The following is a 15,413-nucleotide window of genomic DNA, read 5'->3' as shown; positions in this document are numbered from 1 at the left end:
GACCACCGCCGCGGCACGGACCTCGGGCGTCAGGTGCGGGGGCGGCCGAAGCTGTGGATCGGCATCATGTCGTAGCGCGCCATCCGCACCGAATCACCGGCCTGCGGGGCGTGCACCACCCAGCCGCCACCGACGTACATCGCCACATGGTGCAGGTCGCCGTAGTAGAAGACCAGATCCCCCGGGCGCAGATCGGCCCGCTCGACCGACCGGGTCGTCCCGCGCTGCTGGCGGGCGTTGTGCGGCAACGACACCCCGGCCTTGCGCCACGCGGCCAGCATCAGCCCCGAGCAGTCGTACGACCCCGGGCCGGCCGACGCCCAGACGTACGGCTTGCCGATCTGGGCGCAGGCGAAGGTGACGACCTTCGCCGCGACGCCACCGCTGTACGCCACCGGGCACGGCTCGGGGCGCAGCCCGCCGTCGTTGCGGGTGTGGCCGCGGGCGCCGTAGAGGGAGCGCCGCTGCTTCTCCAGCCGGTCGATCTCGCTGTCGATCTCTTTGCGTTCGGCGGCAAGCCGGCGTTCGGTGGCGGTCAGGTCGGTGATCAGCGCATCCAGCGGGGCCTTCTTCGCGGCGAGTTCGTCTCGCCGGTCGAGCACCTCCGCGACCTCGTTGTGCTGCTGAAGGGCGAGGCTGTCGAGGATCTCCAGCTGCCCGACGAGGTCCTCGGGGGACGAGCGGGTGAGGATCGCGTTCAGGGCGGCGGTGCGGTTGTGTCCCTTGTACGCCTCGGCGGCGAGCGCCCCCACCACACCGGTCGACTCGGCCAGCCGCTTCTCCAACGGCTCCAGCCGCCGCGCCAGAGCGTCCGCCTGCCGGCGCTTGGTGGCGAGCTCCTGGCGTACGGCGTTGTGCTCCTCGATCAGCGGTTCGAGTTTGTGCCAGTCCTTGTCGAGCCGGCGTTCGATCTCGGGAATGGAGGGTTCGGCCTGCGCCGCGCCGGGCGCGCCGAGCGCGACCGCGCTCGCGGCGACCAGTGCGGCGGAAACGGTGATGAAGCGGGACCAGCGGTTGCGCGGCGACACCGAGATCCGGTCGGCTCGCGCCGGCCGGGATGACGGCGGCCGCATGGATTGGTGATCCACCGGCGTCCGTGTCTCCTTCTTGACCTACCGCCGGCCGTGCCCACTGACGTCGGCGCGGGCGGGAAGGGGACCGCCCTCCGCGCCGGAGCGCGGATTCATCCGGCGTCGTGCACCGGCCCGGCTCGCCCTGTGGGGGCGATTCGGCGGAACCGGGGCGTACTCCCCACATCGGGTGAGCTGCGGCCGTCCCGGCCGAAAACCACATTATGGACATGTCGTCCGCCATGCAAGCTGCGACATGCGTCTATCCGTTACCAGCCATCCGGCAATCGCAGCAAGCTCGCCGCGGCGATCGACATACAGCACCGCCTGAACGACGAAGGTCCCGTGCCGCCGAGCGGCACGGGACCCTGCAGGTCGATCGGTGAGCGTCAGGCCGGCCGGACGAACCCGGTGACGGGCTTGCCGACGTTGTAGATGCTTGCCACGCCGACGGACTGGCCCGGTTGCGGCGCGTGCACCATCTGATCGTTGCCGATGTAGATGCCGACGTGGTCGGGGAAGAAGACCAGGTCACCAGGGCGGGCATCGTCATGGGACACGTGCCGGCCCTCGTTCCACTGCGAACCGGTGTAGTGCGTCAGGTAGACACCCGCAGCACCCCAGGCGTACTGGGTCAGGCCGGAGCAGTCGAAGGAACTGGGGCCGGTGGCACCCCAGACGTACGGCTTGCCGACCTGGGCGCAGGCCGTGGCGACGGCGGTGTTCGCCTTGTCGCTGAGCACGCCGGTGATGGTCGGGCAGCCCTGGGCTTTGACGACGGACTTCGGCAGGCTGGCCTGAAGGCGCTTGATCTCGGCGTTGATCTGCTTCTTGCTGCTCGCCAGGTGCTTCTGCTGCTTGTCCTGGGTGGCGATCAGATCGTCGAGTTCCTTCTTTTTGTCGGTGTACCGCTCCAGGGTCGCCAGCACCTTGGAGATCTCGTCACGTTCGCCTGCCGCGAGGTGGTCCAGCAGCGCCATCTGCTCGGCGAGCCGGCCCGGCTTCCCGCTGGCCAGCAGGCTGCCGACGTACGCCGTGCTCGATCCGGTGCCGGTCATGTAGTACTTGGCCGCGATGGTGTTGATCCGTCCCATCGCCAGCTCGCTCTGCAGCGCCAGCGGCTGCATTCTCTTCTCGAGCTTCTTCGCCTTTTCACGATTGACCTTGAGCTGGCTGCGCACCCGGTTGTAGTCCTCGACGGTGGGCTCCAGCTTGTGCCACTGTTCGGTGATCTGCGCTTCGATCTCCTCGACCGAGGGATCCGCCTGGGCCGGAGCCGCGAGCAGCCCGCCGGCGACCAGAACGGTAGCGGCGAGGCCGACGAGGCGACGCAGGTTCCGGCGTAGGCCGGGACGGGGTGCGTCCGCGGGCGAACGACGATGAAGGGGCAGGACGGCCACCGGCACCGACTCCTTTGCAACCGACCGCCGGGCGCCTCACAGAGGGGAAGGGCTGAGGCCGACGACCACGGCGGGTCGGTGCCTCACCTTAGGGAAATCGCGCTCGAGAATCAAGACGAAGACTCACGGAGCAGCAGTTCTTACATATCCGCATTCACGCATTCACTATGCGTGGCGATCTATCCCATGCCGATCGTGAACGATTTATGAAACGGCAAAGAAAGGCGACGCGGCCTGCCCCTGGCGACCCCGTACCCGGGGTCGCAGGAGAGACCGCGTCGCGACTGCCGCTGCCGACCGTCCCCGGCCGGCAGCGGCGACGTCAGCCGGCCGTGGCGGCCGGTGCCGGCGCCGAGTTCCCGGCGTCGGCGGGCTTGACCGAACGCAGCAGGACCGTGGCGACGTCGACGACCTCGACCTGCTCGGAGGCGCCCTTGCCGTTGACGCCGTCGGTCAGCATCGTGCTGCAGAACGGGCAGCCGACCGCGACCGTCTTGGCGCCGGTCGACATGGCCTCCTCGACCCGGTCGACGTTGATGCGCTTGCCGATCGTCTCCTCCATCCACATCCGGGCGCCACCGGCACCACAGCAGAAGGAGCGCTCGGTGTTGCGCGGCATCTCGACCAGGCCCGCGCCGTCTCCCGCGCCGATCGCACTGCCGAGCACCTCACGCGGCGGCGCGAAGATCCGGTTGTGCCGGCCCAGGTAGCAGGGGTCGTGGTAGGTCACGCCGCCCTCGACCGGCTGGACCGGGGTCAGCTTGCCGGTGGAGACCAGGTGCGCGAGCAGTTCGGTGTGGTGCACGACCTCGAAGTCACCGCCGAGCTGGCCGTACTCGTTGCGCAGGGTGTTGAAGCAGTGCGGGCAGGTCGCGACGATCTTGCGCTTGGCCTTCTCCCGGTCGCCGAAGGCCTCGTTGAGGACCTCGACGTTCTGCTGGGCGAGCATCTGGAAGACGAACTCGTTGCCGATCCGGCGAGCCGGGTCACCGGAGCAGGTCTCGCCCTCGCCAAGGATCGCGAAGTTGACGCCGGCCTCGTGCAGCAGGGTGGCGACAGCCTGGGTGGTCTTCTTGGCGCGGTCCTCGAAGGCACCGGCACAGCCGACCCAGAAGAGGTACTCGAAGTCCTCGACCTCGCCGACCCGCGGCACCTCGAAGTCCAGACCCTTGGTCCAGTCCTCGCGGGTGTTCTGCGGGGCACCCCACGGGTTGCCCTTGTTCTCCAGGTTGCGCAGCATCACACCGGCCTCGGCCGGGAAGCTCGACTCGATCATGACCTGGTAGCGGCGCATGTCGACGATGTGGTCGACGTGCTCGATGTCCACCGGGCACTGCTCGACGCAGGCACCGCAGGTGGTGCAGGACCAGAGGACGTCCGGGTCGATGATGCCGCCCTCTTCGGCGGTGCCGATGAGCGGGCGCTCGGACTCGGCCATCGCGAGGACGTCGACGCCGGCCAGCTGCTCGGCGGTCGCCTTCTCCTCACCGGTGAGGTCCTTGCCGCCGCCGGCCAGCAGGTACGGCGCCTTGGCGTACGCGTGGTCGCGCAGGCTGAGGATGAGCAGCTTCGGCGAGAGCGGCTTGGCGGTGTTCCAGGCCGGGCACTGCGACTGGCAGCGACCGCACTCGGTGCAGGTGGTGAAGTCCAGCAGGCCCTTCCAGGTGAACTGCTCGACCTGGCCGACACCGAACTGGTCGGTCTCCGGGTCGGCCTCCTCGAAGTCCAGCGGCTTGCCGTTGCTCATCATCGGCTTGAGGCCGCCCAGGCCGGAGCCGGCGCCGGCGACCTTGCGCTTGAAGAAGATGTTGAAGAACGCGGAGAAGCGGTGCCAGGCGACGCCCATCGTGACGTTCAGCGCGATGACGATCATCCAGGTCATCGAGACGCAGATCTTGATGAGCGCGACGATGCTGATGGCGTTCGGCCAGTCGGGCAGGACCGCGCCGATGGCGTGGCTGACCGGGGTGGCCCAGACCGGGAAACCGAAGTGGCCGGTGGAGACCTGGAAGCCGCGGATCAGCATGCCGAGGATCAGCACGATCAGGACGACGGCCTCGACGAAGTAGCCCTGCCACATGGTCGAGCCGGTGAAGCGGGAGCGTCCGCCCGGCCGGGTCGGCCGGTTCCTGATCCGGATGCCGATCAGGATCAGGATGCCGATGGTGCCCAGGATGCTGATGACCTCGGTCGCCAGCCCCCAGATGGCCAGGCTGTGCAGGATCGGGATCGCGCCGGTGGTGCTTACCACCTCGAAGTACGCCTCGAGGACGAGCAGCGACAGGACGATGAAGCCGATCATGACGAACCAGTGGCTCGCCCCCACGACGCCCCACTTGAGCATCCGGGTGTGCCCGACCGTCTCCTTCAACATCGTCTTGAGACGGACGGCCTTCTGGTCGAAGCGATCCGGGTCGGGTTGACCCAACCGGATCACCGACACCATCCGCAGTACGGCCCGAACCGCCAATCCCACCGCGACGATGGTGATGGCGGCGGCGAGGACCGTCGTGACGATCTGGACGCTGCCCATGCGTGTGGCCTCCCGGTCTACTGCCTGGCGAGCGGCGAGCCGACCGCGACTCCGAGGCGCGACCGCCGAGACGACGACCGCGACAAGCCCGGATACCACCGGTCGACGACGGGCAGTTGTCGCCCGTCGTACCGTGCAGCCTACGCGTCACGTTACCGATCGGTAACGTGACTCTGCTCGCAGTTGCGCACGGTGCCCGCGCCTACCTTAGGGGGAGTGCGGGCCCCGCGCTCGGCTGGGGATCCTCGGAGATGCCTACGCCACACCGCACCGGGCCAGGCCCGGTGCGCTCATTTCCAGCGGGTGAAGACGATCAACGATGCGACCATCGCGCCGAAGCCGACGGCGAGGTTCCAGTACCCCCACGACGCGACCGGGTACTGGGTCGCGGACAGGTAGTAGATCACCAGCCAGCCGATGCCCAGCACGACCAGCGACACGGCGAGGATCGGCACCCAGACCGGGCTCGGCTTTCCCGTCGCGGCGGTGGCCGTGGGACGAACGTCCGACGGCGGGGTGTACACCTTCTTCTTGCGGACCTGCGACTTGGGCACGGCGCTCTCCTGAGGGGGTGACGACCTCGTCCGGGCCTGACAACCGGGCGCGAGGGCGACGGTCCATGGCCAATAATGTTCTGACAGCTAGCCTAGTCGTGCCCCGGCCGTAGAGCCATGAACGGGGTGATCCTGATCCCCGTGCCGGGTCGGGACCCGGCGGCTCCCGGCTCTCCCGCCCCCCTGGGTCGGCCGGTACGAGGAGGTGATCCCGGTGGAGTACACATCCGGTGGTGCCGCGTCCTGGCGGAAGGTGGCGCGCCGCGCGGGCGCCGGCCTGTTGCCGCGCCGACGCCGGCAGCGCCGTCCGGGCTGGTCGGCGGCGGTGCCGCTGATCGCGCTGGCCGCCGGTTTTCTCTTCACCACCAGCGCCAACACCGCCGATGGCACCGCGCTGCGCGAGGACCGCCGCCCCGAGCTGACCCAGCTGATCGAGGACCGGCGCGGCGCGGTGAACGACGCCGAGACCCGCGCCGCGGCACTACGGGCCGAGGTCGACGCCCTGACCGATGCCACCGCCGACTCCGACACCCCGGTCGCGCGACAGCGGGACCGGGCGGCCGCCAGCCGGCAGAACGCGGGCTTCACCGCACTCGCCGGCCAGGGTGTGGTGGTGGAGCTGGACGACGCTCCCCGGATGGCGGGTGAAGAACTACCCGAAGGTGCCAACAACGACGACCTGGTGGTCCACCAGCAGGACGTACAAGCGGTCGTGAATGCCCTCTGGGCAGGTGGCGCCGAGGCTATGTCGATCATGGATGTCCGTATCCTGAGCACGAGCGCGGTACGCTGCGTCGGCAACACCCTGCTGCTCCACGGCCGGGTGTACTCCCCACCCTTCAAGATCGCGGCGATCGGCGACCCGGCAGCCATGAAGCAGGCCCTCGCCGACTCCAAGGGAGTCCAGGATTTCAAGGATGCGGCCGAGCACTACCGCCTCGGGTACCGGGAGACCACCGTTGACACCATCCGCGTCAAGGCCTTCGAGGGTTCCACCAATCTGCCGTCGGCAAAGGTGATCCGGTGAGCCCCCAGCACCGGGATCCCGGCGACGAGTGGCGCTCCGGCGACCGGGACGGCCGACGCCGGCCAGGGCCGGTCGAAGAACCCACCGCCTTCATCCCCCGGATAACCGACACTCCCGCCGAAACCGGCGACACCGGTCACCGGAACGCGCCCACCGGGCGTCCCGATTCGCCGGCGGCACCGCCCCGCGACCGCCCGCCGACCGCCTCCTGGGCCGGCCCCGACCGCCCCCCGGGCGGCGACGATCGACGCGGCAGCCCACCGCCCCGCTGGCCGGGAAGGCTGGAGAGCAGCCGTCGCGGCCCAGCCTCCGACGCATGGGCCCACGAGCCCGACCTCAGCGCCGAGCCCCGCTCCACCGCCGAGCCCCGTCCGGCGCACGACGCCCGGCCTCCCGCCGCGCCGTCCGGGACCTCGGCCACGCCCTCCGGAGCCCCGGCCGCGCCGCGGGGCCGGCACCAGCAGGACGACGGCGCCACTGCGCTGATCCCGAAGATCACCGCGGCCGACTCGGACGCCACCGCCCTCATCCCGAAGATCGCCGCAGCCGACTCCGACGCCACCGCCCTCATCCCGAAGGCCACCGCCGCGAACGAGCCGGCCCAGCCGCGCCCCACCCGGAGCCTGCCGCCACTGCGGGTCACGCCGCGTGAGACCGGCGACGACGACAAGACCGCGCTGATTCCGGCCGTCAGGTCCACCGCTGCCGATCAGCCCACCGGCCTGATCCCCGTCGTACCTGCGCAGAAGCCCGACGACGCGAAGGGCGCCGAGGCGACCGGGCCGGCGGACGAGCCAGAGTCCGAACCACAGCCGCGCCGCGGCGAACGGGTCGTCAAGCTGCGTCCGCAACGTACCGACGAGGGCTACAAGAGCGTCTATTCCGAACTGACCCGTCCGACGTGGGGTTCACGAGTGCGCACAACCATCCGCTTCACCGGCGAACTGCTGATCACCTTCGGCCTGGTCGTCCTGCTCTTCGCGGGTTACGAGATCTGGGGCAAGTCGGTCATCGTCAACGCCCACCAGAATGATCTTTCCGAGCAGTTGGCCCAGGAGTGGCAGAACCCGGCGACGGTCGAGCCGACACCGGCCCCCTCCGCGAAGCGACCCAAGCCGCCACCGGCGGTCCCCGGCACGCCCATCGCCCAGCTCTACATCCCCGGCCTCGACAAGAGCTGGGTCGTCGTCGAAGGCGTCGGCCAGGACGACATCCGGTACGCGCCGGGGCACTACCCCAAGAGCGCGCTGCCCGGCCAGGTCGGCAACTTCTCGGTGGCCGGCCACCGCAACCCCGCGACCTTCTGGGACCTGGACAAAGTCCCGCCGGGCGAGGCGATCGTCGTCGGCGACCGGGAGAACTGGTACATCTACCGCGTCACCGAGCAGTTGATCGTCAAGCCCTCGGCGGTGGAGGTGGTGGCGCCGGTACCGGGCAACGCCCGTGCCAAGCCGAAGAAGGCGATGTTGACGCTGACGACATGCCACCCGAAGTACGACAACTACCAGCGCCTGATCATTCACGCCGAGATGGTCCGGTCGCAGCCCAAGGCCGACGGCACACCGGCCGAGCTGGGAGGCTGAGCGATGTACTCGTGGATCTGGCGGCACCTGCCCTTCGGGCTGGCCGGCAAACTGATCGGGACCCTCCTGCTGGCAACGGCCGCCCTGGCGCTGCTCTGGTTCGTCGTCTTCCCGTGGGCCGAGCCGCTGCTGCCCTTCGACGACGTCCAGGTCACCCAGGACGGCTACGAGACCGGCGACTCGGACTTCGACCTGCCCGGTGACGGGCCGAACCCGGACACCGGCGAGTCGGACGACGAGCACGCCATCCCGTACGACACGACCGCGCCCGGCGACGGAGGCTGAGATGCGCGTTCTGGTGATCGACAACTACGACTCGTTCGTCTTCAACATCGTGCAGTACCTCGGTCAGCTCGGCGCGGAGTGCGACGTACGCCGCAACGACGAGATCTCGGTGGCCGAGGTGGGCCGCACGGGTGCCGCCGGTGTGCTGCTCTCACCCGGGCCGGGCAGTCCGGACCGCGCGGGAATCTGCCTGGACGTGATCCGCGAGTACGCCGGCGAGCTGCCGATCTTCGGCGTCTGTCTCGGCCACCAGGCGATCGGGGAGGCCTTCGGGGCGACCGTCGCCCGGGCGCCGGAGCTGCTGCACGGCAAGACCTCCGACGTACGGCATCGCTCGGGCGGAGTGCTGGCCGGGTTGCCGGACCCGTTCACCGCCACCCGCTACCACTCCCTGACCGTGGTCCGGGAGACAGTGCCGGCGGAGCTGGATGTCACCGGCTGGACCGAGTCGGGTCTGGTGATGGCGATGCGGCACCGGACGCTGCCGATCGAGGGCGTGCAGTTCCACCCCGAGTCGGTGCTGACCGAGGGGGGCCACCTGATGCTGGCAAACTGGCTCGCGACGTGCGGCTTCACCGAGGCGCTCGACCGCGCCCCGGCGCTCGCCGCCGAGGTCGACACCCGCCGCCGGGCCGCTTTCGCGGCCTGAGGCCACCCGGTAGGCGGCGCGTCCGGCACCGGCACCCGACCGCCGCGCCGAACGCTGGATTCGACATCATCGCAACGACGGCGGCGCCGGGGGCGAATTTCCCACCCCCGGCGCCGCCGTCGTTGCAGTTGCTTCGCTCAGTCGCGCCGGGCGTACTCGCCGCCGCCGACGCCACCACCGGCGCCGCCATCGCCGCCATCGTCGTCGGACGGTTCCGGCGTGGGCGTCGGCTCCCCGGTCGGAGTCGGCTCCACCTCCTGCACCTTCGGCAGGAAGATGGTGATCGTCGAGTCGATGTTTTCCGAGGTGGAGGCGGCCGGGGTCTGTCGCACCACCCGCGGCACCTCGCCGGCCGGGAGCGGCGCTCCCGCCGTCTTGACCTGCACGTTCTTGAAGCCGGCGCTGCTCAGCGCTTTACGGGCCTGCTCCTCGGTCATCCCCTCCACGCCGGGAACCGGGCGGATCTTGCCGTTGGAGTAGTAGACCTTGACCTTGTCACCCTTGGCGACGGCCTCGCCGGAGGGAGGGTCGAGCTTCAGCACGGTGCCGCGCGGCTCGGCGCTGTCCTGCGGCACCTCGTCCGCCTCGAGGCCGACCTGGGTGAGGGCGAATCGGGCCGTCTCGATCGACTGGCCGACGAGCTTGTCCGGCACGTCAACGGTCTCCGGTCCGCCGCAGACCGTCAGCTTCACCGTCGTCGTGGCGGGGTCCACCTCGCCGGAGTCCGGCTCCTGCTGGGTGACGTTGCCCTTCTGGCAGGAACCGAACTCCTTGGGGGTGAACTCGTGGTCCAGGTTGCTGGCCGTCAACCTGTCCACCGCGGCCTGTTCGGACTGGTTCACCACGTTCGGCACGGCGACGAGTTTCGGCTTGTCGTCGTCGTTGCCGGTGAGCAGGAGCCCGGCGATCAGCGCGATCACCGCGAAGACGGCGAGCCCGCTGAGCAGCGCCACCAGCCACGGCTTGCGGTTGCCCCCCTGGTCGGCGGTGGCCGCCGGCACCACCCGGGTCGCGGTGCCGTCGCCGCGTGGCGGGATGCCCCCGCCGGCCGCCGACAGCGCCATCGTCTCGTCGGCGCGCATCACCGGGGTCGCCATGACCGGCCGGCCGGAGACGGCACGCAGCAGGTCGGCCCGCATCTCCCCGGCGCTCTGGTAGCGGTTCAGGGGATTCTTCGACAGCGCCTTGAGCACGATGGCGTCGAGCTCGGCGGTGACGTCCGGGTTGATGTCGCTCGGCGTCGGCGGCGCCTCCCGCACATGCTGGTACGCCACACTGACCGGGCTGTCCCCGACGAACGGCGGATGTCCGCAGACCAGCTCGAAGAGCACGCAGCCGGCGGCGTAGACATCCGAGCGGGCGTCCACCGCCTCGCCGCGGGCCTGCTCCGGGGAGAGGTACTGCGCGGTGCCGATCACGGCGCTGGTCTGGGTCATGCTGGTGACGCCGCTGGCGAGCGCCCGCGCGATGCCGAAGTCCATCACCTTGACCTGGCCGGTCTGGGTGAGCATGACATTGCCGGGCTTGATGTCGCGGTGGATGATGCTGTGCCGGTGGCTGAACTCCAGCGCCGCGCACATGTCGGCGGTGATCTCCATCGCCCGGCGCGGCTGGAGGCGTCCCTCCGCCGTCAGCACCTCCTTGAGGGTGCGGCCGTTGACGAACTCCATGACGATGAAGGGCAGCGTCTCACCGGTCGGGGCGATCTCCTCGCCGGTGTCGTAGACGGCGACGATCGCCGGGTGGTTCAGGGAGGCGGCGTTCTGCGCCTCGCGCCGGAACCGCATCTGGAACGTGTCGTCCCGGGCAAGGTCGGTGCGGAGCATCTTGATCGCGACATCACGGCCAAGGCGCAGGTCGCGACCGCGATGCACCTCGGCCATGCCGCCGTAACCGAGCAGCTCGCCGACCTGATACCTGCCACCGAGCAGGCGGGCCTGCGCCGTCATCGCGTCTGTCGTCCTTCGCTCGTCTGGTCGCCCCGGGCCGAGGCATCCAGTTCCATCAGACCGTACGGCTCCACCGGCGCATCATTCCACCCGCCGTCCACTCCCACCGACCCGGCGACCGCAGGGCGGGACATGGCGGCGGTCGTCTCGTCGGCGAAGTAGAGCCACATCGAGCAGACCACGAGCACCGCGAGTACGACCAGCAGGGTGACCACCAGCGGGTGGTTCGCCGTACGGGCCGGCGTCGGGGTTGCCGTGGGGTAGCCGAAGCCCGGCACCGGCCGCGCGGGCGGCACGGGTGCGGCGCCCCGCAGCGGTTCCGCGGGGCGGGCCGGCATCGGGGCCGGCGGCCGGGACTGCGGATGGGCCGGCCAGGCGTTCATCGGCTGCTGCGGCAGGGCCGCGGGTGGGCGTACCGGGATCGCGGCCGGCGGCGGCACGGGCCGGGCCCGGCCGGGGGCCGGCTGCGGCGGCACGGGTGGGGCCGGCGAGACCGGTCCGGCGGTACGGGGAGCGGGCCGCCCCTGTCCGGCGGCGGCCGACGCGGCGGCCTGGCGCGCCACCGCGGCGAGCGCGTTGGCGCTCGGCCAGCGTGCCGCCGGGTCCTTGGCCAGGGCACGCTCGACGATCATCCGTACCTGCGGTGGGATGTCTCCCGGCAGCGGACGCGGGTGGTCGCGCACGTGCTTCATGGCGATCTCCAGCGGATTGTCGCCGTCGAAGGGACGGCGGCCGGAGAGGCACTGGTAGGCGACGACCCCGAGGGCGTAGATGTCCGATGCCGGGCTCGCGGTCGCGCCGGATGCCTGCTCCGGCGAGATGTACGAGGCGGTGCCGAGCACCGAACCGGCCGCGGTCAGCTGCGCGGCCATCTCCGAGCGGGCGATGCCGAAGTCGGTGAGGACGAGGGTGCCGTTCGGCCGGACCAGCAGGTTGCCGGGCTTGACGTCGCGGTGCACCACGCCCTTGTCGTGGGCCGCCTGCAGCGCGTCGGCGGCCTGCGCGATCAGTGCCATCGTCCGGGCCGGGGTGAGCCGCGCCACCCGCGACAGGGTACGGGAGAGCGCGTCGCCCTCGACGTACTCCATGACCAGGAAGGCGATGTTCTGGTCGCTGCCGAAGTCGTAGACGTCGACCACACCCGGGTGGTTGATGGTCGCCATGGTCCGGGCCTCGTGGCGGAAGCGCTCGGCGAAGCCCGGCTCGTCCATCAGGGCCGGAAGCAGGCTCTTGACGGCCACGGTGCGGCCGAGCACCTGGTCGGTGCCGCGCCAGACATCACCCATGCCGCCGCCGGCGATCCGCTCGTCGAGGCGGTAACGGTTGCCGAGTTCCACGCCGGCGCTCAGCATCAGCGCCCTCCGGAGTCGTTGATGACCGCGCGCATGATCTGACCGGCGATCCGGGTGGCCTCGCCGCTGCCCCCGTCGCCGGACTCCTCCAGCACCACGCAGACCGCGGAGATCGGCTTGCCGTCCTTCATCACGAAGCCGATGAACCAGCCGTGTTCCTTGGCCCCGGCTGCGTGCTCGGCGGTGCCGGTCTTGCCGCCGACGGTGTAGCCGGAGATGCGGGCGTTGGTCCCGGTGCCGTTCTGCACCACACTGACCATCATCTCCTGCAGGTCCGAGGCGACCGCTGGGCTGACCGAGCGGCGCAGCTCCTGGTCCTTGGCCTGGTAGTAGCTGGTGGTGCGGTCCGAGCCGAGGATCTGGTCGACCAGGTACGGCCGCATCTGGCTGCCGCCGTTGGCGACCGCGGCGGCGATCATCGCGCCCTCCAGCGGCGTCATGCGGACCTCGTTCTGCCCGATGGAGGACTGGGCGAGAGCTGCCGGGTCGGCGCTGCCGTCGGGGTTCTGGATGTCACCGGTCCGGCTCGGCGCCACCGGCAGACCACCGTCGCCGAGCCGGCCGACGGTCAGGTCCTCCTGGCCGAAACCGAACTTGGCCGCCGTCTCCTTGACCTTGTCCGCGCCGAGTTCGACGCCGAGCCGGGCGAAGCCGGTGTTGCAGGACTGGGTCAGTGCCGAGTTGAGCGTGACCTGGGACTGCGGGCAGATCGAGGGGTGGGCGTTGGTGATCGGCGTACCGGAGGTGGGCGCGGTGTAGCTGGGGCCGGCCGGGATGCGGGTGTCGGGGGTGATCCCCTCCTCCAGCGCCGCGGCGGCGACGACAACCTTGAAGGTCGAGCCGGGCGGGAGGACCTCGGCGGTGGCCCGGTTGCTCAGCGGGCTGTTGCGGGCGCCGAGCAGCTTGTCGTACTCCGCCTGGGCCGCTCTGGTGTTGTGATCGGCCAGCGGGTTCGGGTCGAAGCTGGGGAACGAGACCATCGCCTGCACGGCGCCGGTACGCGGGTCGAGCGCGACCGCGGCCCCCCGCGACGAGCCGACGTTGTTCTCCCGCAGCTGGTTGTAGGCGGCCGCCTGCGCCTTGGGTGACAAGGTCAGCAGCACGTTCGCGCCGGCGGTCTGGTCGCCGGTGAACATGTCCAGCAGCCGGTCACCGAAGAGCTGGTCGCTGCTGCCGCTGAGGAAGGCGTCCTCGCTGGCCTCGATGCCGGTCTGGCCCAGGTTGACCGGCTTGTAGCCGAGCACGTGGGCGTAGAGCGGCCCCGAGGGGTAGGTGCGCAGGTACTTCAGGTGGCCGTCGGTGGCGCGACTGCTGGCGATGGCCTTGCCGCCGACCTCGATGTTGCCGCGCTGGCGCTCGTACTCGGCGACCTGGACCCGGCCGTTGTACGGGCTGGCGCTGTACTCGCTGCCCTTGTACGCCTGGACGTAGTTGAGGTTGGCGAAGAGCAGCCCGAAGAGGACCATGATGACGACGCCGACCCGGCGCAGGGGTGCGTTCACGTGCGGATCACCTCCGTGGGAGCGCCGTGCAGCTGGTCGGGCTTGCCGCCGGTGGTGGGGCGCACCGGGCCGCCGCCGGTGACGGGGCGGCGGGCGGCGTCGGAGATCCGCAGCAGCAGCGCGATCAGCAGCAGGTTCGCCATCAGCGACGAGCCGCCGGCGGAGAGGAACGGAGTGGTCTGTCCGGTCAGCGGGATGAGCCCGGTGACCCCGCCGATGATCACGAAGACCTGCAGCGCCAGGGTGAAGGCGAGGCCGCCGGCGAGGAGCTTGCCGAAGGAGTCCCGTACGCCGAGCCCGGCCCGCAGGCCGCGCTGGGAGACCAGCAGGTAGAGCATCAGCAGAGCGGTGAGCCCGAAGAGACCGATCTCCTCGCCGATGCCGGCGAAGATGAAGTCGTTGTGCACCTCGGGGATCTGCAGCGGCTCACCGCCGCCCGGGCCGGCGCCGAAGAGGCCGCCGCTACCGAGGCCGAGCAGCCCCTGCACGGGCTGGTAACCCTTGTCGAAGGGGTCCTGGAACGGGTCCAGCCAGATGTCGGCACGCTGGCGGAAGTTGTAGAACGGCCCGCCGATGGTGCCACCGAGGAAGTACGCGAGGTACGCCCCGCCGAAGAAGAGGACCAGGCCGATCAGCAGCCAGCTGACCCGTTCGGTGGCGATGTAGAGCGTCACCACGAACATGCCGAAGTAGAGCAGCGAGGTACCGAGGTCCTTCTCGAAGACCAGCAGCAGGAGGCTGATCGCCCAGACCACCAGCACCGGGCCGAGGTCGCGTCCGCGCGGGAAGTCGATGCCGAGCACCCGGCGGCTGGCCAGCGAGAGCACCTCGCGCTTGCGGACCAGGTAGTAGGCGAAGAAGGCCAGCAGCGCCAGCTTGGCGAACTCGCCCGGCTGGATGCTGAAGGAGCCGATCCGGATCCAGAGTCGCGCCCCGTTGACCTCGGAGATGCTCCTGGGCAGCACCGCGGGAAGCATTACCAGTACGACACCGGCCAGGCCGAGGGTGTAGGCGTACTTCGAGATCGAGCGGTGGTCGCGGACGATGAAGAGCAACGCCACGGCGAGCACCACCGCGATGAGGGTCCAGGCGAGCTGCCGGCCGCCGGTGCCGGCGAAGATCGCCAGGTGCTCCCGGTCTGCGGCGTCGGCCCGGGCCAGGTCCAGCCGGCGCAGGAAACCGACGCCGATGCCGTTGAGCAGTGCCACCGCGGGGATGAGCACCGGATCGGCGAAGGGCGCCAGGAACCGGACGGCCACGTGCAGGCCGAGGTAGACCAGGGTCAGCACGGCGGCCGGGACCCAGAAGTCGGCGGTGATCGAGCCGAACTGGTTCGCCTCCACGGTCGCGCCGTACAGGGCTACGAGCACCATGGCCAGCAGCAGCAGCCAGAGCTCGGAGTTGCGCCGGGACCGGGCCAGACGGGTCGCACCGGCGTCGCCCGCGGTGGCGGGCGGCGCCGGTGATCCGGTCTGAGCGGTCATGATCGTGTCCTCGGGTCCTTGTCGC

General features: G+C 70.4%; 12 protein-coding genes. 4 read left to right on the top strand and 8 right to left on the bottom strand.

Annotation, left to right across the window (positions count from 1 at the left end):
- Positions 1-29: 29 nt before the first annotated feature.
- From ACK8GG_RS00300 to ACK8GG_RS00285, 4 genes are all read right to left on the bottom strand, one after another.
- Positions 30-1,088: a C40 family peptidase gene (locus tag ACK8GG_RS00300; RefSeq protein WP_440355238.1), complete on the bottom strand. Its 1,059-nt coding sequence runs from the start codon at positions 1,086-1,088 to the stop codon at positions 30-32.
- Positions 1,089-1,459: 371 nt separating this feature from the next.
- Positions 1,460-2,476, bottom strand: coding sequence for a C40 family peptidase (locus tag ACK8GG_RS00295; RefSeq protein ID WP_440355237.1), 1,017 nt, complete (start codon positions 2,474-2,476; stop codon positions 1,460-1,462).
- 316 nt (positions 2,477-2,792) lie between these two features.
- Positions 2,793-5,003 (bottom strand): (Fe-S)-binding protein, encoded by a 2,211-nt coding sequence (locus ACK8GG_RS00290; RefSeq protein WP_440351371.1) that lies wholly within the window; start codon positions 5,001-5,003, stop codon positions 2,793-2,795.
- Positions 5,004-5,293: 290 nt separating this feature from the next.
- Entirely contained in the window at positions 5,294-5,557 is a 264-nt protein-coding gene (locus tag ACK8GG_RS00285; RefSeq protein WP_440351370.1) for a cell division protein CrgA, read from the bottom strand.
- Positions 5,558-5,771: 214 nt separating this feature from the next.
- On the opposite strand from ACK8GG_RS00285, the gene ACK8GG_RS00280 reads away from it, so the two are divergent.
- From ACK8GG_RS00280 to ACK8GG_RS00265, 4 genes are read left to right on the top strand one after another with little or no spacing between them, the layout of a single operon-like run.
- Positions 5,772-6,584, top strand: coding sequence for a DUF881 domain-containing protein (locus tag ACK8GG_RS00280; RefSeq protein WP_440351369.1), 813 nt, complete (start codon positions 5,772-5,774; stop codon positions 6,582-6,584).
- Complete coding sequence (locus ACK8GG_RS00275; RefSeq protein ID WP_440355236.1) at positions 6,581-8,167, top strand: class E sortase; 1,587 nt, start codon at positions 6,581-6,583, stop codon at positions 8,165-8,167. The genes ACK8GG_RS00280 and ACK8GG_RS00275 overlap by 4 nt, the downstream gene beginning before the upstream one ends.
- A 3-nt stretch (positions 8,168-8,170) precedes the next feature.
- Positions 8,171-8,452 (top strand): hypothetical protein, encoded by a 282-nt coding sequence (locus tag ACK8GG_RS00270; protein WP_440355235.1) that lies wholly within the window; start codon positions 8,171-8,173, stop codon positions 8,450-8,452.
- A 1-nt stretch (position 8,453) separates the two neighbouring features.
- The gene (locus ACK8GG_RS00265) at positions 8,454-9,101 is read left to right on the top strand and encodes an aminodeoxychorismate/anthranilate synthase component II (protein WP_440355234.1); all 648 of its coding nucleotides are present in this window, start codon (positions 8,454-8,456) and stop codon (positions 9,099-9,101) included.
- A gap of 137 nt (positions 9,102-9,238) precedes the next feature.
- On the opposite strand, the gene pknB is transcribed toward ACK8GG_RS00265, so the two are convergent.
- Genes pknB through ACK8GG_RS00245 form a run of 4 tightly spaced genes read right to left on the bottom strand, consistent with a single transcriptional unit; the run spans position 9,239 to position 15,388 of the window.
- Positions 9,239-11,050: a Stk1 family PASTA domain-containing Ser/Thr kinase gene (pknB, locus tag ACK8GG_RS00260; RefSeq protein WP_440355233.1), complete on the bottom strand. Its 1,812-nt coding sequence runs from the start codon at positions 11,048-11,050 to the stop codon at positions 9,239-9,241.
- Complete coding sequence (locus ACK8GG_RS00255; RefSeq protein WP_440355232.1) at positions 11,047-12,402, bottom strand: serine/threonine-protein kinase; 1,356 nt, start codon at positions 12,400-12,402, stop codon at positions 11,047-11,049. The genes pknB and ACK8GG_RS00255 overlap by 4 nt, the downstream gene beginning before the upstream one ends.
- Positions 12,402-13,904, bottom strand: coding sequence for a peptidoglycan D,D-transpeptidase FtsI family protein (locus ACK8GG_RS00250; RefSeq protein ID WP_440351363.1), 1,503 nt, complete (start codon positions 13,902-13,904; stop codon positions 12,402-12,404). The genes ACK8GG_RS00255 and ACK8GG_RS00250 overlap by 1 nt, the downstream gene beginning before the upstream one ends.
- Positions 13,901-15,388 carry an FtsW/RodA/SpoVE family cell cycle protein gene (locus ACK8GG_RS00245; protein WP_440354548.1) on the bottom strand — a complete coding sequence of 496 codons (1,488 nt, stop codon included), beginning with the start codon at positions 15,386-15,388 and terminating at the stop codon, positions 13,901-13,903. The genes ACK8GG_RS00250 and ACK8GG_RS00245 overlap by 4 nt, the downstream gene beginning before the upstream one ends.
- Between the last annotated feature and the right edge of the window lie 25 nt (positions 15,389-15,413).

This window comes from Melissospora conviva (assembly GCF_049523535.1).
In the GTDB taxonomy this organism is placed as follows: domain Bacteria; phylum Actinomycetota; class Actinomycetes; order Mycobacteriales; family Micromonosporaceae; genus Melissospora; species Melissospora conviva.
The sequence above is the reverse complement of the archived record's forward strand: the minus strand, read 5'-3'. Positions and strand labels throughout refer to the sequence as shown.

What these genes read in the sequence shown, in the direction of transcription:
- ACK8GG_RS00290 (WP_440351371.1), bottom strand. Translation starts at nt 5,003, where the DNA reads ATGGGCAGCGTCCAGATCGTCACGACGGTCCTCGCCGCCGCCATCACC.
- ACK8GG_RS00270 (WP_440355235.1), top strand. Translation starts at nt 8,171, where the DNA reads ATGTACTCGTGGATCTGGCGGCACCTGCCCTTCGGGCTGGCCGGCAAA.
- ACK8GG_RS00265 (WP_440355234.1), top strand. Translation starts at nt 8,454, where the DNA reads ATGCGCGTTCTGGTGATCGACAACTACGACTCGTTCGTCTTCAACATC.
- pknB (WP_440355233.1), bottom strand. Translation starts at nt 11,050, where the DNA reads ATGACGGCGCAGGCCCGCCTGCTCGGTGGCAGGTATCAGGTCGGCGAG.
- ACK8GG_RS00255 (WP_440355232.1), bottom strand. Translation starts at nt 12,402, where the DNA reads ATGCTGAGCGCCGGCGTGGAACTCGGCAACCGTTACCGCCTCGACGAG.
- ACK8GG_RS00245 (WP_440354548.1), bottom strand. Translation starts at nt 15,388, where the DNA reads ATGACCGCTCAGACCGGATCACCGGCGCCGCCCGCCACCGCGGGCGAC.